Origin of the sequence: Amycolatopsis sp. NBC_01286, assembly GCF_035982555.1 — a bacterium.
Taxonomy (GTDB): domain Bacteria; phylum Actinomycetota; class Actinomycetes; order Mycobacteriales; family Pseudonocardiaceae; genus Amycolatopsis.
On sequence record NZ_CP108428.1, the window covers coordinates 1,187,541 to 1,207,552 of the forward strand.

The 20,012-nt window shown below is 71.3% G+C and carries 21 protein-coding genes; 6 read left to right on the forward strand and 15 right to left on the reverse strand.

Translation table 11 applies throughout. The annotated features are described in order from the left end of the window. Positions 1 to 114 precede the first annotated feature (114 nt). Together OG570_RS05510 and OG570_RS05515 are read right to left on the reverse strand one after the other, a co-directional pair. A complete protein-coding gene (locus OG570_RS05510) occupies positions 115 to 1,275 on the reverse strand; it encodes a DUF3152 domain-containing protein (RefSeq protein ID WP_326955834.1) in 1,161 nt (386 codons plus the stop codon). Positions 1,276 to 1,355: 80 nt separating this feature from the next. Beyond that, a complete protein-coding gene (locus OG570_RS05515) occupies positions 1,356 to 2,255 on the reverse strand; it encodes an alpha/beta fold hydrolase (protein WP_326951772.1) in 900 nt (299 codons plus the stop codon). A gap of 213 nt (positions 2,256 to 2,468) precedes the next feature. On the opposite strand from OG570_RS05515, the gene OG570_RS05520 reads away from it, so the two are divergent. Then, positions 2,469 to 3,095 (forward strand): TetR/AcrR family transcriptional regulator, encoded by a 627-nt coding sequence (locus OG570_RS05520; protein ID WP_247061100.1) that lies wholly within the window; start codon positions 2,469 to 2,471, stop codon positions 3,093 to 3,095. Positions 3,096 to 3,189: 94 nt separating this feature from the next. Here OG570_RS05520 and OG570_RS05525 read toward each other — a convergent pair whose 3' ends face one another. Continuing rightward, positions 3,190 to 4,101 (reverse strand): alpha/beta fold hydrolase, encoded by a 912-nt coding sequence (locus tag OG570_RS05525; protein WP_326955835.1) that lies wholly within the window; start codon positions 4,099 to 4,101, stop codon positions 3,190 to 3,192. Further along, complete coding sequence (locus tag OG570_RS05530) at positions 4,098 to 5,006, reverse strand: AurF N-oxygenase family protein (protein WP_326955836.1); 909 nt, start codon at positions 5,004 to 5,006, stop codon at positions 4,098 to 4,100. The genes OG570_RS05525 and OG570_RS05530 overlap by 4 nt, the downstream gene beginning before the upstream one ends. Before the next feature lie 55 nt (positions 5,007 to 5,061). Here OG570_RS05530 and OG570_RS05535 point away from each other — a divergent pair, with 55 nt between their 5' ends. Both OG570_RS05535 and OG570_RS05540 read left to right on the forward strand, forming a co-directional pair. After that, on the forward strand, positions 5,062 to 5,835 hold the full coding sequence (locus OG570_RS05535; RefSeq protein ID WP_326951771.1) for a TetR/AcrR family transcriptional regulator: 774 nt from the start codon (positions 5,062 to 5,064) through the stop codon (positions 5,833 to 5,835). Next, positions 5,832 to 6,149, forward strand: coding sequence for a DUF4873 domain-containing protein (locus OG570_RS05540; protein ID WP_247061095.1), 318 nt, complete (start codon positions 5,832 to 5,834; stop codon positions 6,147 to 6,149). Before OG570_RS05535 ends, OG570_RS05540 begins: the two co-directional genes overlap by 4 nt. Positions 6,150 to 6,308: 159 nt before the next feature. On the opposite strand, the gene OG570_RS05545 is transcribed toward OG570_RS05540, so the two are convergent. The 4 genes from OG570_RS05545 to OG570_RS05560 form a co-directional block, all read right to left on the reverse strand. Further along, positions 6,309 to 6,764, reverse strand: coding sequence for a pyridoxamine 5'-phosphate oxidase family protein (locus OG570_RS05545; protein WP_326955837.1), 456 nt, complete (start codon positions 6,762 to 6,764; stop codon positions 6,309 to 6,311). A gap of 109 nt (positions 6,765 to 6,873) precedes the next feature. Continuing rightward, the gene (locus OG570_RS05550) at positions 6,874 to 8,142 is read right to left on the reverse strand and encodes a DUF418 domain-containing protein (protein ID WP_326955838.1); all 1,269 of its coding nucleotides are present in this window, start codon (positions 8,140 to 8,142) and stop codon (positions 6,874 to 6,876) included. 95 nt (positions 8,143 to 8,237) lie between these two features. Continuing rightward, entirely contained in the window at positions 8,238 to 8,468 is a 231-nt protein-coding gene (locus OG570_RS05555; protein ID WP_326946335.1) for a DUF3107 domain-containing protein, read from the reverse strand. Positions 8,469 to 8,587: 119 nt separating this feature from the next. Then, entirely contained in the window at positions 8,588 to 9,241 is a 654-nt protein-coding gene (locus OG570_RS05560; RefSeq protein ID WP_247061088.1) for a ferritin-like fold-containing protein, read from the reverse strand. Between the two features lie 438 nt (positions 9,242 to 9,679). On the opposite strand from OG570_RS05560, the gene OG570_RS05565 reads away from it, so the two are divergent. Then, a complete protein-coding gene (locus OG570_RS05565) occupies positions 9,680 to 11,293 on the forward strand; it encodes a DEAD/DEAH box helicase (RefSeq protein WP_326959887.1) in 1,614 nt (537 codons plus the stop codon). Between the two features lie 24 nt (positions 11,294 to 11,317). Then, positions 11,318 to 12,661, forward strand: a complete 1,344-nt coding sequence (locus tag OG570_RS05570) for an Rv3212 family protein (RefSeq protein ID WP_442788245.1) — start codon at positions 11,318 to 11,320, stop codon at positions 12,659 to 12,661. Positions 12,662 to 12,792: 131 nt separating this feature from the next. Here OG570_RS05570 and OG570_RS05575 read toward each other — a convergent pair whose 3' ends face one another. The 7 genes from OG570_RS05575 to OG570_RS05605 all read right to left on the reverse strand — a co-directional run bounded on the left by OG570_RS05575 (position 12,793) and on the right by OG570_RS05605 (position 19,403). Continuing rightward, complete coding sequence (locus OG570_RS05575) at positions 12,793 to 13,389, reverse strand: hypothetical protein (RefSeq protein ID WP_326955839.1); 597 nt, start codon at positions 13,387 to 13,389, stop codon at positions 12,793 to 12,795. A 12-nt stretch (positions 13,390 to 13,401) separates the two neighbouring features. Next, the gene (locus OG570_RS05580; RefSeq protein WP_326959891.1) at positions 13,402 to 14,253 is read right to left on the reverse strand and encodes a RecB family exonuclease; all 852 of its coding nucleotides are present in this window, start codon (positions 14,251 to 14,253) and stop codon (positions 13,402 to 13,404) included. Positions 14,254 to 14,415: 162 nt separating this feature from the next. After that, positions 14,416 to 16,902: an alpha-L-rhamnosidase-related protein gene (locus tag OG570_RS05585; RefSeq protein ID WP_326955840.1), complete on the reverse strand. Its 2,487-nt coding sequence runs from the start codon at positions 16,900 to 16,902 to the stop codon at positions 14,416 to 14,418. 128 nt (positions 16,903 to 17,030) lie between these two features. Beyond that, positions 17,031 to 17,660, reverse strand: coding sequence for a MarC family protein (locus OG570_RS05590; protein ID WP_247061080.1), 630 nt, complete (start codon positions 17,658 to 17,660; stop codon positions 17,031 to 17,033). A 1-nt stretch (position 17,661) separates the two neighbouring features. Next, the gene (locus tag OG570_RS05595) at positions 17,662 to 18,525 is read right to left on the reverse strand and encodes a PHP domain-containing protein (RefSeq protein WP_442788246.1); all 864 of its coding nucleotides are present in this window, start codon (positions 18,523 to 18,525) and stop codon (positions 17,662 to 17,664) included. Between the two features lie 131 nt (positions 18,526 to 18,656). Then, positions 18,657 to 19,217, reverse strand: coding sequence for a PH domain-containing protein (locus OG570_RS05600; protein WP_326946331.1), 561 nt, complete (start codon positions 19,215 to 19,217; stop codon positions 18,657 to 18,659). Positions 19,218 to 19,238: 21 nt separating this feature from the next. Further along, positions 19,239 to 19,403 carry a hypothetical protein gene (locus OG570_RS05605; RefSeq protein ID WP_167379843.1) on the reverse strand — a complete coding sequence of 55 codons (165 nt, stop codon included), beginning with the start codon at positions 19,401 to 19,403 and terminating at the stop codon, positions 19,239 to 19,241. Positions 19,404 to 19,597: 194 nt separating this feature from the next. On the opposite strand from OG570_RS05605, the gene OG570_RS05610 reads away from it, so the two are divergent. Then, positions 19,598 to 20,011: an NUDIX hydrolase gene (locus OG570_RS05610; RefSeq protein ID WP_326946329.1), complete on the forward strand. Its 414-nt coding sequence runs from the start codon at positions 19,598 to 19,600 to the stop codon at positions 20,009 to 20,011. The last annotated feature ends 1 nt before the right edge of the window (position 20,012 follow it).

A 20,012-nucleotide genomic window follows, 5' to 3' on the forward strand; every position in this document is an offset into this window, starting at 1 on the left:
CATCTCGCGCGGAACACGTCCATCCCACTATGCACAACGCGCGCGGGCGAGCAGACCTTCCCACGTGCACAACGTGCGTGGGCGGATGGACGTCACGTGTCCAAATGGTGGGACTTACGGCGTGGGGTTGGGCCAGGAGTTGGTCTTGCAGATGAGACCGTCCTTGGCCACCTTCCCCTTGTCGCCGCCGGGGATGTCGTTGAGCATCGAGACGTAGTCGTCGTTGACGCCGAAGGACTGCTGCATCATCACCGGCGCGGGCTGGTTGTTGCCGCCGCAGCCGACGTGCTGGTTGCCCAGGGCGTGCCCGACCTCGTGGTTGATGGCGTACTGCCGGTACCCGGTCATGTCGGCGCCGTAGGCCTTCGCGCCGCGCACCCAGCGGGCCAGGTTGATCAGGACGCGGCCCATGCTCTTGCGGTAGCAGGACGCCTCGAACTTGATCTGGAACCCGCAGGCGTCCGCCCGGTGCGTCGTCTCCGGCGTGGTGAGGCTCACCTTGAACGACGGGTTCGGGAAGTTCGCGTCCACGCGCTGGAAGGCGACCTTGCCGTCCCACGTCCAGCTCTTGGGATCCGACAGCGTGCCCTGGACGGCCGAGGCGAAGGCGTCGTCACCGGCGTAGCTCGCCGGGTCGATGCCGTCCTCGACGTCGACGGTGTAGGTGTAGAGCTTGCCGCTGCCGACCTTCGGGCCGGTGCCGGGCACGGTGTGCCACGCGCCCGCGCCGGCCTGGGTGAAGGGGCTGCCTTCCGGCAGGTCCGCCGTCGGCACCTTGAGGTCGACCGGCGTCGCCGGGTTCTCCGGGATGCCCTGGCCGTCGGCGCCGTCGATGGAGCCGCCGGACGTGTCGCCGCCCGCCGACTCGATCCCGGAACCGGCGCCCTGCTCGGCGATCGGCTCAGCCGGGCTGTTCGCGGTGTTGACGACGACGAGCACGGTCAGCACGACGAGGATCGGCAGGGCGTAGACGCGCCAGCCGTAGGTCTTGGTGAGCTTGGCGAAGGCGGTCTTCGGGGGCTCTTCGGCCTGCTTGGCCTCGCGCGCCTGCTCGTGCGGCTTCCAGGACGCGCTCAGCGGTTCGGCGGAGGTCCGGCGGCCGCCGGGGCGGTAGCGGTCCTCGCTGACGCGCTGGGCCGGCGCCTTCGCCGGGCGGTACTGCCCGGTGCGCGGCGGGTCGTCGGACTCGGGGGCGCCTTGCGCCGGCCGGCGGGCCGACGCGCGGTGGGGAGCCCGCCGATCTTCGCCTCGCGCGTCCTGCTTCACCCGGTCCACCGCACCAGGGTGCCACAGCGCCGAAGCGGCGCCCTCGGCGACTGGCGGATCACGCAGCGATCAGTTGTCACCCGATCGGGCTACCAATTTCCGGCTTCGACGTGCTCCCACATGCCCAGAACCGCCTTCGCTACGACGATCGGCCGCTCCATCTGTGCCACGTGGCCGGTGCGCGGGAGCACGAGCAGCCGGGCCCGCGGGAGCGCGCGGGCGGTGCGCATGGCGCGTCGCACCGAGATGACGCGGTCCTCCCGGCCCCAGACGACCAGCGTCGGCACCTTCACCAACGGCGCGAGCGACCACAGGGACGCCTTCCCGACCGCCGACCACGCCCGGAAGATGCCGAACGTGCTGCGCGCCATCGCCGGGGCGGCCCAGGCGAAGGCCGCGCGGGCGCCGTGTTCCTCGGTCAGCTCGTCGAGCCGGCTCTCCGGGAACCGCGACGGGTCCGCGAAGCAGAGCTTGATGACCTGGGCGGCGCGTTCCCGCGGGCCGAGCGCGGCGAGCTGGGCGCGTACCCGCGCGCCGACCAGCGGCAGGTAGGCGAACGCCATCCGCGGGTCCGACAGCCGCCGCGGGTCGGGCCGCCGGTCGGGCATCGCGGGCGAGATGAGCGTCAGCGTCTTGACGAGCTCCGGGTGCCGCGCGGCGACGATGAGCGCGATGGCGCCGCCCATGGAGTTGCCGAGCAGGTGGACGGGCGCGCCGACGTCGCGGATGTGCCGCGCGACGACCTCGGCGTGCGCTTCGAGGCTGAAGTCGAACCCGGCCTCGGGCTCGGAGCTGCCGAAGCCGGGCAGATCCGGCGCGGTGCCCCCGGCGACCGGGGCGAGCAGCGCCGCCAGGTCGGTCCAGTTCGTCGACGAACCGCCGAGGCCGTGGAGGTAGACGGCCGGCACGCCGTCCGGGCCCGGCGTGCGACGGATGTGGAGGCGGGCGGTGCCGACCTCTTCGAACGTCGCCGGCCAGGGCGGCAGCACCGGCTCGAGCGGCGGCAAAGCCCTGGTCGAGAGGGGCACGTGGGTCACCGGCGGCCGGGCCGCGCCGACGTCTCCCGGGCCATGGGCGGAGGTCTTCACGGCTCCAGGATGCCCGACACTTGGCACAGCACGCGTACCGGCGAGTAATCTTCAGGTCGACTTCACGCGGTGGCGACCCCGCCCGTCGAAGGTGGCGAAGACGGGAGGAAGAGCATGACGGAGATGACGCGGTTGCAGCAACGAGGGGTGCGCTTGCCCCGGACCGAGCGCCGGGCCCAGCTCCTCGCCGCGGCGCAGCGGGTCTTCGCCGAGAACGGCTACCACGCCGCCGCCATGGACGAGATCGCCGAGGTCGCGGGCGTCAGCAAGCCGGTGCTCTACCAGCACTTCCCCGGCAAGCTCGACCTGTACATCGCGCTGCTCGAAAGCCATGTCGACGAGCTGGTCAGGCGCGTGCAGGCGGCGCTGGACTCGACGACGGAGAACAAGCAGCGCGTCCCGGCCACGGTCGGCGCGTTCTTCGACTTCGTGAGCAGCGACGCGGGCGCGTTCCGCATGGTGTTCGAGTCCGACCTGCGTGGCGAGCCGGCGGTCCAGGAAGCGGTGGACCGCGCGACCTCGGCGAGCGTGGACGCGATCACGGACACGATCACGGCGGACGCCGGTCTCGACGAGGACAAAGCCCGGCTGCTGGCGGTCGGGCTGGTCGGGATGAGCCAGGTCAGCGCCCGGTTCTGGCTGCAGCACCACCAGTCGATGAGCCAGGAGGAGGCGGTGGCCCTGACGGCCAACCTGGCCTGGCGCGGCATCGGCGGCGGCTTCCCGCTCAAGGACTCCTGACCCCCTGAGGCGGCACTTTCACGTGAAAGTGCCGCCTTGGCGGGTGCCCAAAAGCGGCACTTTCACGTGAAAGTGCCGCTTTTGACAGTGCGTGTCAGTTTGTGACGGCCGTGCGGACCAGGGCCGAGAGGCGGCGGGCCACCTCGTAGGGGCGTTCCTGCGGCAGCATGTGCCCGGCGCCCGGGTAGCGGACGAACTCCGCGTGCGGCAGCTCGTCCGCGATCACCTTCGCGTGCGCCAGCGGGCAGAGGCGGTCCTTCTCCCCCGCCAGCACCACCGACGGGACGTCGCAGAGCGCGCCCAGGCCGCCGACGCCGCGGTGGGACGCGATCGCGGCCAGGAACAGCCCGGCGCTCGCCGGGTGGCTGCACAGCAGCTGCTCGACGACGCTGTCGACCTGCGCGCGGCCGGGCCGGTCGCCGAAGACCAGGCGCCGCGAACCGGACCGGACCATCCCCGGACGCAGCCGCAGCGTGTCCGACCGCAGCCCGGCCAGCAGGCGGGCCAGCCGCGGCTCGAAGCGCGTGACGCCCCGGCCGACCAGGCCCGGGAAGCCGAGCGTCAGCCGATCCATGTCGCCCGACGACGTCGCCACGAAGGCCGCTCCCGCGAGCCGCGACGCGACCAGCTGTGGGTGCCGTTCGGCGAGCACCATCAACGTCATGCCACCCATCGAGTGACCGGCGAGCACGAGCGGGCCGTTCGGGACGCGGTCGGCGATCAGCTCGGCCAAGTCGTCGGCGAGCCGGGCGATCGACGCCGAACCCGGGCGCGCGGGCGCCGAACCGCCGTGACCGCGCAGGTCGTAGCGCAGCACCCGCACCCCGGGATCGAGGTGCGGCAGCACGAAGTCCCACGTGCGGTGGTCCTGCGTCCAGCCGTGGACGAGCACTAGCGTCACCGCGGAGTCTGAGGGGCCGGACTTCGCGACGTGCAGCGCGGCGCCGTCGCTCGCGACGAACCGGTGCCCGAGCGACGGGTCGCGCAGCCGCGACGCGGTGGTCACCGGCCCGCCGGGAGCAGGAAGGACTTGCGCCAGAAGAACTTCCCGGGCAGCCCGACCAGACCCGACTCCTCGAGGAACGGCATGATCTTCTCCCCGGCCCAGGCGATCGTGCCCTGCCAGTTCGGGTTGTTCAGGGCGGCTTCGACGCCGTCGCGCGGCCGGATCCCGACCGCCTTGTAGACGTTCGGGTTGATGAACGCCCGCGTCACGAAGTACGAGATGAGCGCGATGACGAACTGCTGGTAGGCGATCTCGGCCTTGGACAGCTTCGCCATGCCGCGCGTGACCTCTTCGCGGGCGAAGGTGACGTGCCGCGCCTCCTCCAGCACGTGGATCCGGTTGACCATCCGGACCAGCGGCTGGATGCCGTCGTCGTTCATCTGCTCGCGCTGCAGCCGGTCCAGCACCTCCTCGGCGACCAGGATCGCGCCGTAGCGCGCCGGGCCGTAGGAGATCGTCGGCATCAGCTTCGCGAGCTTCCGCAGCCACGGCACCGGGCCGTAGGCGGGGCAGCCGATCCGCGACGCCATCCGCGCGAACATCGTCGAGTGCCGGCACTCGTCGGCGATCTCGGTGAGCGCGAACTGCGCGTGCGCGGACGTCGGGTCCTGCTCGTAGACCTCCTTGAGCAGCATCTGCATCAGGAGGATCTCGAACCACAGCCCGGTGGTCGCGACGCTGGCGACCTCGTGCTTCCCCAGCTCGATGCGCTGCTCCGGCGTCAGCTTGTCCCACAGGTTCGTGCCGTACAGCGAGGAGCGCTCGTCCGGGATGAACCGCTTGCCCTCGACCAGCGGCGCGGTCCAGTCGATGTCGACGTCGGGGTCGTAGAACTTGTTCGCCGACGACTTGAGCAGCCGCTCCGCGGTCTTTTCGCGATCCGGTTCCTTCAGCGTCCGCGTCATCGCCGACAGCCCCTTCCGAAACATGTAACTTGAGGTAACAGTTACCTCTGGTAGCATCCCTCTCGTGATCGAACGTGTCAAGCGCTCCGGCAAGCCGTCCAAGCCTTCGTCGCGCGGCGAGGAGGCGACCGGCGACGCCCGCCGGGACCGCTGGCGCAAGCACCGGATCGCGCGGCGCAAGGAGTTCGTCGAAGCCGCCCTGCGCGCGCTCGACACCCACGGCCCGGACCTCGGCATGGAGGACGTCGCCGCCGAGGCGGGCGTCACGAAACCCGTGCTGTACCGGCACTTCGACGACAAGGCCGACCTCTACGTCGCCCTCGGGCAGCGCGGCACGGAGATCCTCTTCGAGCGGCTGATCCCGGCGATCAACGCCGAACTGGCGCCGGTGCCGCGGATCCGGATGGCGCTCGACGCGTTCTTCACCGTGATCGAGGAGCACCCGAACCTGTACCGGCTGCTCGCGCACGGGCGCCCGGAGAAGCCGGTCGGCTCGGACGTCGTGGCCGAGGACAAGGAACTCATCGCGACGGCGCTGACCGCGCTGCTCGGCGACTACATGCGGATGTTCAACATGGACTCCGGCGCGGCCGAGCCGTGGGCGCACGGCATCGTCGGGATGGTCCAGAACACCGGCGAGTGGTGGCTGGACCGCCGGTCGATGGGCCGCGACGCCGTCGTCGAGTACCTGACGCAGATCATCTGGGCGGCCATCGACGGGCTGAGCCGCCAGCACGGCGTGGTCATCGACCCGAACCAGCCGCTGGAAGCGAACAAGGTGGTCCAGCTGGGCCGCACGGAACCTGTGCCTGTTGAGGAGACGTCATGAGCGACCACGACGAAGACGGCTACAGCGGCGAAGCGACCCTGGTGGTCGACGGCGTCTCGCTGACGGCGCAGGTGGAGCTGCGCGGCTACTTCCAGCCGATCGACGGCTTCTACCGCTGGTACGGCCGGGTGGCGGTGCACGAAGAGCTGGCGAAACTGGCCGGCGGCAAGAAGAAGGCCGTCGAGATCCACGCGGGCGCGCACACGGCGACGGGCGAGCTGTCGGACCCGGACCCGTGGGGCCGCTACCGGATCACCGGCACCAGCACGCCGCCGTTCCACGTGCCGACGTCGCTGGAAGAGCTCAACGCCTGAAGTCCGTGAATGCCACATTCACGGACGCTATGTCCCTCGATGTGGCATTCACGGACTTTCGCAGCCGCCCGCGACGGCGCTCGCCCGTGAAGGCGCCGCCGCGGGCAGCGCGGTGGAACCGGCTCGGCCACCCGCGCGGTGGCCGTGCCGGTGTACGGCTCAGGGATTCCGCGGGCTCGGCAGGTCGCGGCCGGGGAGCCAGCCGTTCGCGATGTCCGTCGCGCGCCAGCCGCGGACGCTCAGGCGGACCGCCACGACCGGGGCGTCCAGGAACGGCGCCGCCTCCGGGACCTTCGCCACCAGCGTCTCGCGCACCTGCGTGTCGTCCTCACCGGCGACGACCTCGGCGAGCGCCCGCGCCTGCAGGAACGGCTGCATCGGCGAACCGGTCGACACGACCACCGACACCACCGGGTTCTCGCGGATCGCGGCGAGCGTCCGGCCGCGGCGCTCCAGCACCAGGTTCAGCGTGAACGCGTCGTCCTCGGCGAAGTAGACGCCGCCGACCCACGGGCCGTCATTGCCCGAAGTCGCGAGGAACAGCGACTTGTGCGTCGCCAGGGTGCTCCGCACGAGGTCCGCCACGGCGGTCGTCGTGGGCTCGACAGTGGTCATCGACTTGCTCCGGAGTGGGTGTCGGTCCGGGCCCCGTGGCGCCGGATCGCCGACGAAGTTAAGCCGGGAAACCCCGACACACCAAGGAAAGCGCACCGATCCGGTGAACCTAGCGGAGGACCTGGTCCGGCCACCTCGAGAACCGCGTCATCGCCCATTCGAGGGGCCCACGCCCGATCCAGCGACGCCAGGCCACCGAAGCGAGGAGCGCGACCGCCGAGAAGGCCACGAAATGGGTGAGCGCGAACACGTCCGTGCCGTCGCCGTCGCTGTCCCAGATGAGCCGGATCGCCACGAAGTGCAGCACGTACGCGGAAAGCGCGCGGCCGCCTAGGTCGGCCAGCGGCCGCAGGAGCCGTTCGAAGCGCGGCGCGAGCAGCAGGCAGCCGCCGATCACCGAAGCCGCGATGCCGATCGACACCAGCAGGTCGAACGGCGTGCACGACGCGCCGCTCGCGAGCAGCTCCCACGCCCACGTCGTGGTCGGCGGCGTGCCGTGGATCCAGGACTCGTCGAGGTGCAGCAGCGTCTCCGGGCTCATGCCGTAGCTCGCCGCGGCCGGCTCCAAAGCCTGGTGGACGGCTTCGAGGCCGCCGAAGACGCGCGTCGCGAGCCACGAGACGGCGTACGCGCCCGCCGCCAGCGCCGCGCCACCGGAGCACAGCGCGCGGGCGACCACCGGGGAGCGAAGGTCGAGGCGCCCGATCGCCATCCCGGCGAACAGGTAGGCCATCAGGGTGACCGCCGGGAACGTCCCGGTCAGCAGCAGCACGCCGGCCGCGCGCCCGAGGCCGTGCCAGGTCGCGAAGTCGCCCCACGCGACGTCCGGCGCCTCGAAGACCAGGTCGCGCGGCGCGAAGACGGACCGCACCGCGAAGGACACCAGCGGCATGACCACGGCCGTGACCAGCGCGGCGACGGCGAGCGTGCGCGCGCGGCAGCGCAGCCACGGGATAGCGAGCAGGAAACAGGCGCCGTAGTAGGCGAGGATGACCATGTAGCCGGTGCCGAGCCCGGTCACCAGGAGCCCCAGCGCGACCAGCAGCGGAGCCCGGGTCGCCAGCCGGAGCGCGACGCGCGTGCGGGCCCGGCCCGCTTTGGGCCGCCGCCCGCCGGACATCAGCGCGATCGAGACGCCGGCCAGCACCGCGAAGAGCGCGGCGGAATGGCCTTCGAAGGGCTTGAACCAGGCGGCGCCACCGCCGTCGAGCGGGTTCGGCCCGAGGTGCACCGCGTACATCCCCAGCACCGCGGCCCCGCGGGCCACGTCGATCCCGGTCAGCCGGACGGCCGGTCCGCTCCGGGGAGCGGGACCGGCCGTGGGCTGGTGTTCGCGGCTCCGTGCCGGAGCCGTTGTCACCGCGTGGACGCCGTCCACCTCATCTCTCGCTCACCCCGCCCGAACCCTGCCGGGGCACGGTGACGGATGGGGCTGAGAGCGAGCTGAGACCGGACGGTTACCGCGGTGTGACGTCAGTCGCCGACGCCGAAGCCGACCTTGCGGGTGTCGGACGGCGCGATCTCGACGTAGGCGATGCGGTCGGAGGGGACGATGTACTTGCGGCCCTTCTCGTCGTTGAGGCGGAAGAGCCCGTCACCGGCCGTCAGGGCCTCGGCGACCAGCTTCTCCACCTCGTCGGGAGACTGGCCACTGGACACCACCAGCTCGCGCGGGGTGTCCTTGATGCCGATCTTGACCTCCACGTGGGACCTCCGCTGGAAATTCGAAAGGGATGTGCTCGGCAAGGCTAACCGAACCGGGTCGTTGCGGTGCCGCATGTCCGCGCCCGGCCACGTCGTCGTGTCCTGGTACTCCATCGGGGTCAGCCCAGGCCGAGGGCCTGCATGCGCTTCGTGTGCCCCTGTTGCAACCTTCGGAACAGTGCCGCAATTCCGGAGAGGTCACCCGATCCGCCGATGATGAGCTCGGCCAGGCCGTCTCGTTCGGCGACGACGTACTGGGCCTGCGTGAGCGCTTCGCCGAGCAGGCGGCGCCCCCACAGAGCGAGCTTGTCGCGGGTCTTGGGGTCGGCTTCGATCCCGGCCGCCACCTCGCGCTCGGCGAAGGCGGAGTGTCCGGTGTCGGCCAGCACGGTGAGCACCAGGTCCTTGGTCTCGGGGTCCAGCCAGCTGGCCATCTCCCGGTAGAGGTCGGCGGCGAGGCCGTCGCCGACGTAGGCTTTGACGAGCGATTCCAGCCACGACTTCGGCGGGGTCGAGGCGTGCCAGTCGTCGATGTGCTTCGGGAACGGCGCCATCGCGTCCTCGATCGCGACGCCGTGCCCGGCCAGGTGCGCGGACAGCAGGCCGTAGTGACCGATCTCGGCGGCCGCCATGGCCGCCAGCGCGGCCCGCCCGGCCAGGGTGGGGGCACTGCGCGCGTCCTCGGCCAGCCGGTCGAACGCGGACAGCTCGAGGTAGGCGATCACGCCCAGAAGGTCGACGACGCCTTCGGTGATCTCTTTCGGGTCGGTCACGGCAGCAGGGTATCGCCGAAGCACCCGGGCGTGTCGGGACGAGACCGATCCCACTGCCTCCGGCGTGCCGGGTACTGTCGAAAAACTGCTGACCAGGTACACTGCGTTTGATATCGAAGCTTCCGTACGTCATACAGGCGTCGGGATCAGGCAGGCCACGAGGCCCGCCGACGTACTGCAATGTGCGTGCACGCCTCTTCCGGCATTCCCGGGACGGACCGGTTCCGCGCTTCACTTCAGCGCTGGGGACCAGGGTTTACTCCCGGTCGAGTGTCGAAACGGGACTCAGGGTTGTGCGCGCTGGTCACGAGAGAGGCGATCACCCTGACCGCAGAAAATCCCACAACCGAACAGAACTCCCCCGCCGTCGCGCTGGAACACAGCGAGACCGGCCCGGCCGCGCTCGACACGTCGCACCCGCTGCAGGCGGGCGTCGAGGTGGAGCCCGAGGCCCCGACCTTCGCGTCCTTCGGCGTCAAGCCGGAGATCATCAAAGCACTCGCCGAAGTCGGCATCGAGCGGACCTTCGCGATCCAGGAGCTCACGCTGCCGCTGGCGATGGCCGGCGACGACCTCATCGGCCAGGCCCGCACCGGCATGGGCAAGACCCTGGGCTTCGGCGTCCCGCTGCTGCACCGCGTGGAGGTGCCGGGCGACGGCACCCCGCAGGTGCTGGTCGTGGTGCCGACCCGCGAGCTGTGCATCCAGGTCGCCAACGACCTCAAGGGCGCCGGCAAGCACCTCGGCATCCGCACCCTGGCCATCTACGGCGGCCGCCCGTACGAGCCGCAGATCGAGGCCCTCCGCAAGGGCATCGACGTCGTGATCGGCACCCCGGGCCGGCTCCTCGACCTGGCCGAGCAGAAGCACCTGGTCCTCGGCAAGGTCCGCGGGCTGGTGCTCGACGAGGCCGACGAGATGCTCGACCTGGGCTTCCTGCCCGACATCGAGCGCATCCTGCGGATGGTCCCGGACAAGCGCCAGACGATGCTGTTCTCGGCCACCATGCCGGGACCGATCATCACGCTGGCCCGCACGTTCCTGAACCAGCCGACGCACATCCGCGCCGAGGAGAACGACGCGAGCGCGATCCACGAGCGCACCACCCAGTTCGTCTACCGGGCGCACTCGATGGACAAGCCCGAGGTCATCGCCCGGATCCTGCAGGCGGCCGACCGCGGCCTCACGATGATCTTCAGCCGCACCAAGCGCACCGCGCAGAAGGTGGCCGACGACCTGGTCGAGCGCGGCTTCGCGGCCGCCGCCGTGCACGGTGACCTGGGCCAGGGCGCCCGCGAGCAGGCCCTGCGCGCGTTCCGCTCCGGCAAGGTCGACGTGCTGGTCGCGACCGACGTCGCCGCCCGCGGCATCGACATCGACGACGTCACGCACGTGATCAACTACCAGTGCCCGGACGACGAGAAGACCTACGTCCACCGCATCGGCCGCACCGGCCGCGCGGGCCGCACCGGTGTCGCCGTCACGCTCGTCGACTGGGACGAGATGCCGCGCTGGAAGCTCATCTCGGACACCCTCGGCCTCGACAAGCCGGAGCCGGTGGAGACGTACTCGTCGTCGAAGCACCTGTTCGAGGACCTGGGCATCCCGGCGGGCACCACCGGCCGGCTGCCGCTGGCCAAGCGCACCCGCGCCGGCCTGGGCGCCGAGGTCGAAGAGGACCTCGGCGGCAAGCGCCGCGGCCGTGGCGCGCAGGGCCGTGGCAACACCGCCGCCGGCGGCCCCGAGTCTCCGGCGCCGGAGACCGAGGAAGCACCGCGCAAGCGCAACCGCACCCCGCGCAAGCGGACCCGCGGTGCCGCGCGCACGGGCGAGCCGGGCGAGGCCGCCGACACCGCGGCCACGTCCGGCTCCGAGCCCGGCGAGGCCGCTGCCGAAGGCCGCACCCGGACCCGGCGCCGCACCCGCGGCACCGCCCCGGAGACGGCCGGCCCGGTGGAGAAGGAGTCCGGCGAGAACGCCGAACGCCCGGCTCGACGGCGCCGCCGTCGCCGCCCGGCCGCGACTTCTGATACACCTGCGTCGGCAGACTGAGGCTTTAGCGCGGGGAGCAGGTACGTGAGCGACGAGGACAAGGCTGCTTCTTCCGTGCCCGAGGAAGAACCGGAGCAGCCTTCGGAAGCCGCCGCTCTGGGCTCTGAAGACGTCCTCGACGACGTCGAACCTGCTCCACCCGCGCCGCGGGTCAAGGCACGTCGTTCGCCTTGGAACCGCGGCCGGGACCGGGTGCTCGCCGCGGTGATCGCGGTGGTCGTCGTCGCGGTCGCGCTGGTCATCAGCGCGACCAGCGACAGCGAAGGCACCGACCGGACCGAGGCCGACCCGCCGTCGCCGCTGCCCGCGGCGCCGAACACGGTGCCCGGTTCGCTGGCCGAGATCTGGAGCGCCCGCAGCGGCGCGACACCGGTCCCGGTGGCCACCGGCGACACCGTCGTCACGGCGGATGGCGGCGAGGTCGCCGCCCGCGACCCGCTGACCGGGCAGATCCGCTGGCACTACACGCGTGACCTGCCGTTGTGCACGCTCAACGAGACGTGGGGGCGGGTCAACGCCGTCTACCACAAGACCGAGAACTGCAGCGAGGTCACGCAGCTCGACCCGGGCACCGGCCGGATCACCGCCCAGCGCAACGGCAATGCCGAGCTGGGCACCCGGCTGGTCAGCGACGGCTCGCACGTGACCACCACCGGCAAGAAGCTGCTCGACACCTGGCGCGACGACCTGGTGCAGAGCGCCGAGTACGGCCAGGTCCCGGCGCTGGTCAACGCGGGCAAGCAGCCGCGTACCGGCTGCACGTACGGCACGGTCGCGGCGGCGTCGGGCAAGGTCGGCGTCATCGAGCGCTGCCCGGGCGACCCGGCGGACCGCCTGAGCGTCTACAAGGCGGCACCGGAGAAGGACGACGAGCCCCAGGTGGCGTTCAGCTCGGTGCTGGCGGGCAAGCGGGCGCGCGTGATCGCGATGTCGGGCGACCTGGCCGCGGTGGTCCTGCCGGACCAGAAGCTCCTGGTGATCTACAACGGCGACGGCTCCCAGCGCGCGGCGTACCCCCTGGACGTCCCGCCGGCCGACCTGGCCGCGGACCCGCCGGGCGGCGTCGAGCAGACGTCCCAGACCGCGGCGAACGTCTACTGGTACAGCGGCTCGAAGGTGCTGGCCCTCTCCCGCGACGACCTGTCCCCGCGCTGGACGCTGGGCAGCGCGATGGGCCCGGGCGTGACGTTCGCGGGCCAGCTGGTCGTCCCGATCAAGGGCGGCCTGGCGGTGCTGAACGAGAACGACGGCTCCACGATCCGCACGGTCGGCGTCGACCGCCGTGGCTACACGGGCCCAGTCCGCCTGGGCACGGCCGGCCCGGTCCTGCTGGAAGAGCGCGGCGACACCCTCACAGCCCTGAAGTAACCCGTATCTCGCGTGATTGAGCACGTCATCAGCGTGATTGAAGCCGGAACTCGCGAGTTCCGGCTTCAATCACGCGAGTTCCGGGTCTGATCACGCGAGTTCCGGGCTCGGTCACGCGAGTTACGGGTTCGTCAGGTGAGCCAGAAGAGGGTCAGGGCGGAGACCACGAACAGAACCACGGCGATCCCGGCGCCGGCGGCGGGAAGGCCGTTGCGACGGTCGGCGACCCGCTGGGCCAGCAACGCCAGCACCGCGGCGATGGGGTGACCGATCAGCAGCACCGGGCCGGGGCCGGGAGCGTCGGTGTACAGGCAGACTCCCGCGACCACGAGGACGCCGACGGCCAGGACGGTGAGGCCCGCGGCCAGTGACCCGGTGAAGCCGCGCCACCAGCGGCCGCGCGGCTTCGCGGGTTTCGCGGGTTTCGCGGGCTCGACTTGCTCGACGGCCTCCGGTGAGGTGGCATCGGCCTGCTCGCCGGTCTCGGTCGGCGCGGCGGCCTCGGTCGAAGCGTCAGGCGATGGCGCCGCCGGGTCGATGACCTGGTGAGGTGCGGTCTCCGCGTCGGCAGCCGAAGCAGCCGACTCCGCGACCTGCCCGTGGGGCGCGGTCGGCGCGTCAGGCGATGGCGCCGCCGGGTCGATGACCTGGTGGGGCGTCGTTCTGTCGTCCGGCCGTGGGGTCGGCAGCGGGACCGTTGCCAGTTCCTCGGTGTCCGGTGAGGCCACTTTCTCTCCTGTTCAGGGCGCGAGCAGGTCCCACGGCTGCATCTGCGGGGCCGTTTCCTGGCCCACCGCGCAGCTCGGCCTGAAGTCGCACCAAGCGCAGCGCCGGTCGGGGCGGGGTGGGAACAACACGTCCTCGTCGCCGCCCGCGTTCAGGGTATCCGTGGCCAGCCTCAGGTCCCCGGCGGTCTCTTCGGCGCGTTGCAGGTGCCGGCGCAGGCTCTCGGGCGTGTGCTCGGCCGCCGCGATCGTGCCGCTCGGGAGGTGGTGCAGCTCGACCGTGGTGCACGGGGTCCGTAGCGTGCGCGCCGACGCCACCGCGTACAGCGCCAGTGCCTGCGACGCCCTCGCCTCGTACTCGTCCGGCGCGCGGCGGCCCGTTTTGTAGTCGACGACCACCAGCTCGCCGTCACGCTGGTCGATGCGGTCCGCGCGGCCCTCGATGATCATCGACGGCCGCTCCCCCGGCGTCGAGTTGACCGGCGCCGACACCCAGCGCTCGAGCCCGACCGGGTCGTGCGTGACGTCGTTGTCCTCGACGTACTCCGCCACCCAGCCCTTGGCCCGCGACCGGTAGCGCGCGGCCTGCTCGGCGTCCTCGAACCCCGCGTCCTTCCAGTACTCGGCGACGAGCGCGACGGCCTTCTGCGGCACGCGCTTGAGCACCGGCAGGTCGAACAGCGCCCGCAACGCGTTGTGCACCACCGCGCCGAGCGTGCTGTGCGCCCACGGCCCGGTGCGCTGCGGTGTCGGCCGCTGCAGGTACGCGAGCCGGTACCGGCGCGGGCAGTCGTCGAAGGTGGCCAGCCGCGCCGGCGACACCTTCGTCAGCCGCACCGGTTGCGCGACACCGAAATCGAAGCCCATCTGCTCCTTCACGGTTCCCCACGCTACGCACCACCACCGACACTTTCCGCGCCGGACCCGCGCCGGCCGCCGCGCCCGCACCACCGCGTAAAGCCGTGAAGGCCTCCTTCCCGGCCATAAGAGCCGGTAAGGAGGCCTTCACGGCTTTTCCTACCGCACCGCCTACCGCACCACCAGCACCGTGTGGGTGCCGCCAGTCGCGGCCACCGTCACCGTGCCGTTCACCGCGGCCGTCCGGACGGCGCGGCCGTCGAGCAGCACCACGCGACCGGCCGGCACCGCCAGCGAGCCGGACGTCCCGCGCGGCGCCGTCACCGTCAGGGAGAACACCGAACCCTGCTGGCCCCACGAAGCCGACAACGCGCCCTTCGGCGTCGGCACCGCCCCGCGCGCCCACGCGACCGAGCCCGGCTTCGGCGAAACCTGCCACGTCGCGAAGCCGGGTGACGTCGGCGAGACGCCCAGCAGCTCGTTCGTCAGCGCCGGGACGACGCCGGTGGACCAGCCGTGCGCCGCCGACGTGTAGCCCTGCTCGTAGTGCGAACCGCCGTCGCCGATGCCCTCCCAGTCCGTGATGCCCGGGTCGTGGCTGGTCATCCAGCCGTACATCCGCTTGATCTGGTCGATCGCGGACGCCGCCTGCCCGGTCTGGAACCGCGCCACCAGCTCCGGGTACGACGTGAACGCGTAGACGCGCTTCGTGCCGTCCGAAACCAGCGTGTCGTTGTCCATGAACGGGTTCCCGTACGGCAACGCCCCGGCCGCCAGCCGGGCCAGCGAGGACGAAGACCGCGCCGGCGACGCGATCCCGGCGACGATCGCCTGGCTGTTGCCGTCCTGGCCGTGGCGCACCGCGCCGGTCGCCGAGTCGAGGTACGCCCCCGCCGCCGGGTCCCACAGGTACTGGTTCACCGCGGCCGCGACGCCGGAAGCCCGCGACAGCCACCGATCGGCGTCGGCGGCGTGCCCCGTCGCCCGGGCCATCCCGGCCGCGCCTTGAAGCGCGCGGACGTACAACGCGTTGTAGTACGTCACTTCGCCGGTGCGCGGGAGGAACGCGTAGTCGCCGTAGCCGCTGGTGCCGTTGAGGCCCTTCGACAGCAACCCGTGCGCGTCGGTGACCGACGGGTACCACGCGTCGAGCGTCTTCACGAGCTTCGCGTAGTACGAAGACGCGTACGCGGTGTCGCCCGTGTAGAGCACGTAGTCCCAGCTCGCGGTGACCCACCAGAGCGGGTAGTCGAACAGCGGGAGCGTGTAGCCGTTGATCGACGCGGGCGGGATCCAGCCGTCCGCGCGCTGGTGGTCGGCCAGGTCGGCGAGCACGTTGCGCGCCGCCGTGCCGTCCTGGTGCGTCAGGTACTCGGTCAGCCCGGAGATCGCGACGTCGCCGACGTACGGGTCCCGGTCGCGCTTCGCGCCGTCGTGCAGCACGACCTTCCCGTCGAGCGACGGCGAGAACGCGCCGCGGGGGTCCACATCGGACGCCCGGAACGTGTCCATGCCCAGCTCGTTGGTGTAGGAAGCGTTGTACCAGTAGCGGTTCAGGTCTTCGTCGGACGACTCGAACCAGCCGCGGTAGGTGTCCGGCGTGCCGAGGAACGGCGTGAAGTCGAGCGAGACGCCGGTGATCCGCACCTCGCCGGACGGCTGCGTGAGCGGCGCGTCCGACGCGAGCGCGTCGAGGCTGATCCGCAGGTAGCGGAAGCCGCGCAGGCCGTCCGCGCACACCTGCGTGCCGCTCTGGCAGCCCTGCGTGTCACGCCAGACGGACGGCGTCGCAGGCACGGCGATCTGGTCGCTGCCCGGCCCGTTCGAGAAGTCCGACCGGCTGAAGTCGGAGCGTTCGCCGAGGTACTGCTGGGTTTCCGAGGTCGACACGCGGATGCCGGGGTGGTTCGCCGACGCGCCCGCGAAGGAGATCTTCGGGTAGCCCGAGACGACCTTGCCGAAGTCGAGCACCGCGACCGGCGTCGGCGGATCGGCGACCAGCCCCGGCCAGACCTCGGTGACCCGGCTGAACTCGCCTGACGGCGTGGCCTGGTCCTTCGTCACGGTGATCCGGACCTGCGTGGTGGTCACCGCGCGGTCGAACGCCACCGCGCGCTGCACCGCGGTGTTGCCGGTGACCGTGGCCGCGGTGCGCCACGCGCCGGCGTCCAGCACGTCGACCGTGAAGTCCTGCGGCACACCGTCCACACTGGACAGCACGGTGACGCCGGGGAGCGCGACCGCCGCGCCCGAGGTGATCGTCAGCACGTCCGGGTAGGCGCCGAGCGTGTCGTCGTTCCAGAACGTGTCGGTGTTGCCGTCGACGGCGTTGCCGGGGCCGTACGTGCGCGGCTGGCCGTTGCCGCCGTTGTTGGGCGCGTGGAACGACGACGCGGCCGCCGTCGTCCCGCCCGGCCAGGCCGGCTTCGGCGGGGGCGCCTGGCGCTTCAGCGTCGCGACGCCCTGCCCCAGCAGGCCCTTCGGGTTGGTGACGTCGCCGGTGGTGGACAGCACGCGCACCGGCCGGACGTCCCGGCTCGTGGGCGCGACGACGTACTTCTGCCAGCCCGGCGCCGCCACGGCGGACGTGGCGGGCACCGCGGCCACGCCGCTCGCCACCAGGACCGTGACCGGCAGGACTGCTCTGAGCCACTTCATCGAGGCCTCCGCAAGGCGCGTTTGAATCGTTTCAACCGCTGAGCTGAGATTCAGGCTGCGGGAGGCGTGGCAACGATGTCAACGCGCGGGCGGGATCCTGTCCGGCAGGACAACCCGAGTGGCGGGGGTCAGTTGCCGCCGGCGATGAAGCCGCGCACCGAGTTCGCGACGAGCTCGACGGCGATCGCCGCGAGCAGCAGGCCGGCCACCTTGGCCAGCAGCGTGATGCCGCTTTCCTTGATCAGCCGGATGACGACGCCGGAGTAGCGCATGCAAATGTAGATGATGAAGTGCGTCATCACGATCGCCAGCGCCAGCGCGATGTACGCGCCGATGTGGCCGTCGGCCTGCCGGACGAACACGATGGTCGCGGCGATGGCGCCCGGCCCGGCCAGCAGCGGCGTGCCGAGCGGCACGAGGGCGACGTTGACGTCGTCGGTGGCCGCCTCGGCCTCGTGGCCGTTGCCGGTCAGCAGCTGCAGCGCGATGAGCAGGAGCAGCAGGCCGCCCGCGCCCTGCAGCGCCGGGATGCCGATGCCGAGGTAGGCCAGGATCGCCTGGCCGGCGACGGCGAAGAGGCTGATCACGAGCAGTGACACCAGGACGGCCTGCCGGGCGGCCCGGGCGCGCGTCGCCAGCGGCTTGCGGCCGACGAGGCTGAGGAACACCGGCACCGTGCCGGGCGGGTCCATGATGACGACGAGGGTGATCGTCGCGCTCATGAAGAGCTTGGCGTCGAAGAAGTCGGCGATCGCCATCTCAGCCCTTCACGACCTGGAAACCGGTCGCGCGCGCCACCAGCTCCTCCAGCTGCCCGGGATCGGTGGTGCATTCGCCGAGGGCGATGGTCTTGTTCGTGCCGTGGTAGTCGCTCGAGCCGGTGACCAGCAGGCCGAGCTCGCCGGCGAGCTCCCGCGTGCGGGCGCGCGTGGCCGGGTCGTGGTTCGGGTGGTCGGCCTCGACGCCGGTGAGCCCGTGGGCGGCCAGGCCGGCGAGGGTGTCCTCGCTGATCGTGGCGCCGCGGCTGAAGGCGAAGGGGTGCGCGATGACCGTGACCCCGCCGGCCGCGGCGATCATGTCGATGGCGTCTTCGACCGGGGTGTCCCGGCGCGCGACGTAGTAGCCGCGACGGCTGTTCAGGTACTCGGCGAAGGCCTCGTCGACGCTCTTGACGAGCCCGGCGCGGACCAGCGCCTGGGCGAGGTGCGGGCGCCCGGCGGGCGAGTCCTCGGGCAGCAGGCCGAAGATCTCGTCGGCGTCGATGGGCAGGCCGTCGGCGGCCATCCGCTCGGCCATCTTGCGCAGCCGGGTGCGGCGTTCGATCCGCAGCCGGGTCTGCTCGGTGACGACGGCCTCGGCGGCCGGGTCGAAGAGGTAGGCCAGCAGGTGGACGCTGATCTGGCGGCCCGTCTCGGGGTCGGTCGAGACGGTGGACAGCTCGGCGCCGGGCACCAGCGTCAGGCCTGGTGGCAGGGCGTCGGTGGCCGGGGCCCAGCCCGCCGTGGTGTCGTGGTCGGAGATCGCGACGACGTCGAGCCCGGCTCTCGCGGCCGCGGCGACGAGGCCGGCCGGCGTGTCGGTGCCGTCGGAGGCGGTGGAATGGGCGTGCAGGTCGATGCGCATCGGATCCATTGTCGACGATGCGCTGGGTCACACCCTCGCCGGGATGAGGCTTGTCCCGGTCAGGCCGCCGCGCCCCCGCTCGCGGACTGCTGCTCAGCGCGAAGTCACGCGGCGGCTGACGGCCTCACGGCTCAGCCGACGGGCTTCTTGCCCCGGGCGGCCCGCTGGGCCTTGATCATCGAGAAGCGCTCGGCCTGCTTCTGCTTGTCGCCGAAGACCAGCTCGGAGATCGTGTCGTAGAACTCTTCGGCCCGCGGCAGGTAGTCGATCCTGTTGAGCGCCTGGATCTGACCGGCGGACTCGACGACCATCGTGCCGTAGCCCATCATGCGACCGGTGGCGGTGCGCACAAAGCTGAGGTCGGTGACCTTGCTGATGGGCATCATCAGCACCTTGGTCGTGAACACCCCGGTGGTCATGACGAACCGCTTGTCGGTGACCACCAGCCGCTCGACCCACCACTCCATCACCACGTAGGCGAACCGCAGCACCACGATCAGCGCCACGTACCAGAGCAGGTTCTGGCCGATGTAGAGCGCCGGTGGCAGCAGGTAGGACACCAGGACGCAGATGGCGAGCAGAGCCGCCGCCTCGAAGGTGTCCCACAGCAGCACCGCCCAGTGGCGGCGGATCCGGATGACCCGCCGCTCGGTGTCGAGGAGGTACTCGTCGGGGTCGCGTGGCGCGAACATGGTTCGAGGGTAACCCCCCTATCAGCCCTTGAACACGTTGCTGACGAAGGTGATCACCGATTCGGCCGAGCTGCGCAGGAAGTCGACGATGTTGCCGACAAGGCCCGCGGCCTGACCGGGCTGGGCAATGACGAAGAACAGCACCAACGCGATACCGGCGAGGCCCGCAATCTTCTTCACGTTCACCGCGATCAAATCCCGTCTCTTACGGTGACACCGGACAACAGCAAAAAACTGACTTTTACGTTGTACCGCACTGAAGGGGCGCGAGGGAGGAAAGTCCCGCGCTTGGGTCAGCACGCCGTCCGGAGTGTACCGTATGGCTACTCTCCGTGTACAGGACATCGGTTTTCACCTCGCTGACGTCTACCCTTCGGGACATGAAGGGCTCCACGGGCACCACCGTCCGCTGCGTCGGCGGGATCGCGTACGACGACCAGGGCCGATTACTCCTCATCCGGCGGGCCAACGACCCCGGTTCGGGCCAATGGTCGCTGCCAGGCGGCCGAGTCGAACCGGGCGAATCAGACGAAACGGCCGTGATCCGCGAGATGCGGGAGGAAACGGGCCTCGACGTGATTCCGGGCACACTGGTCGGCACCGTGACCCGCGAACCCTACGAAATCCACGACTACGCCTGCCGCATCGCGGGCGGCACGCTCACGGCAGGTGACGACGCCACGGACGCCCGCTGGGCCGATGCGGCAGACCTTTCGGACATGGAGGCGGCCGGCGCGCTCGTGGATCTCCTGTACGTGACGCTGCGTGGCTGGAACGCCCTGCCCCGCACCTGAG

What these genes read in the sequence shown, in the direction of transcription:
- OG570_RS05520 (WP_247061100.1), top strand. Translation starts at nt 2,469, where the DNA reads ATGACGGAGATGACGCGGTTGCAGCAACGAGGGGTGCGCTTGCCCCGG.
- OG570_RS05530 (WP_326955836.1), bottom strand. Translation starts at nt 5,006, where the DNA reads ATGACGCGGACGCTGAAGGAACCGGATCGCGAAAAGACCGCGGAGCGG.
- OG570_RS05540 (WP_247061095.1), top strand. Translation starts at nt 5,832, where the DNA reads ATGAGCGACCACGACGAAGACGGCTACAGCGGCGAAGCGACCCTGGTG.
- OG570_RS05545 (WP_326955837.1), bottom strand. Translation starts at nt 6,764, where the DNA reads ATGACCACTGTCGAGCCCACGACGACCGCCGTGGCGGACCTCGTGCGG.
- OG570_RS05580 (WP_326959891.1), bottom strand. Translation starts at nt 14,253, where the DNA reads ATGGGCTTCGATTTCGGTGTCGCGCAACCGGTGCGGCTGACGAAGGTG.
- OG570_RS05585 (WP_326955840.1), bottom strand. Translation starts at nt 16,902, where the DNA reads ATGAAGTGGCTCAGAGCAGTCCTGCCGGTCACGGTCCTGGTGGCGAGC.
- OG570_RS05590 (WP_247061080.1), bottom strand. Translation starts at nt 17,660, where the DNA reads ATGGCGATCGCCGACTTCTTCGACGCCAAGCTCTTCATGAGCGCGACG.
- OG570_RS05595 (WP_442788246.1), bottom strand. Translation starts at nt 18,525, where the DNA reads ATGCGCATCGACCTGCACGCCCATTCCACCGCCTCCGACGGCACCGAC.
- OG570_RS05600 (WP_326946331.1), bottom strand. Translation starts at nt 19,217, where the DNA reads ATGTTCGCGCCACGCGACCCCGACGAGTACCTCCTCGACACCGAGCGG.
- OG570_RS05610 (WP_326946329.1), top strand. Translation starts at nt 19,598, where the DNA reads ATGAAGGGCTCCACGGGCACCACCGTCCGCTGCGTCGGCGGGATCGCG.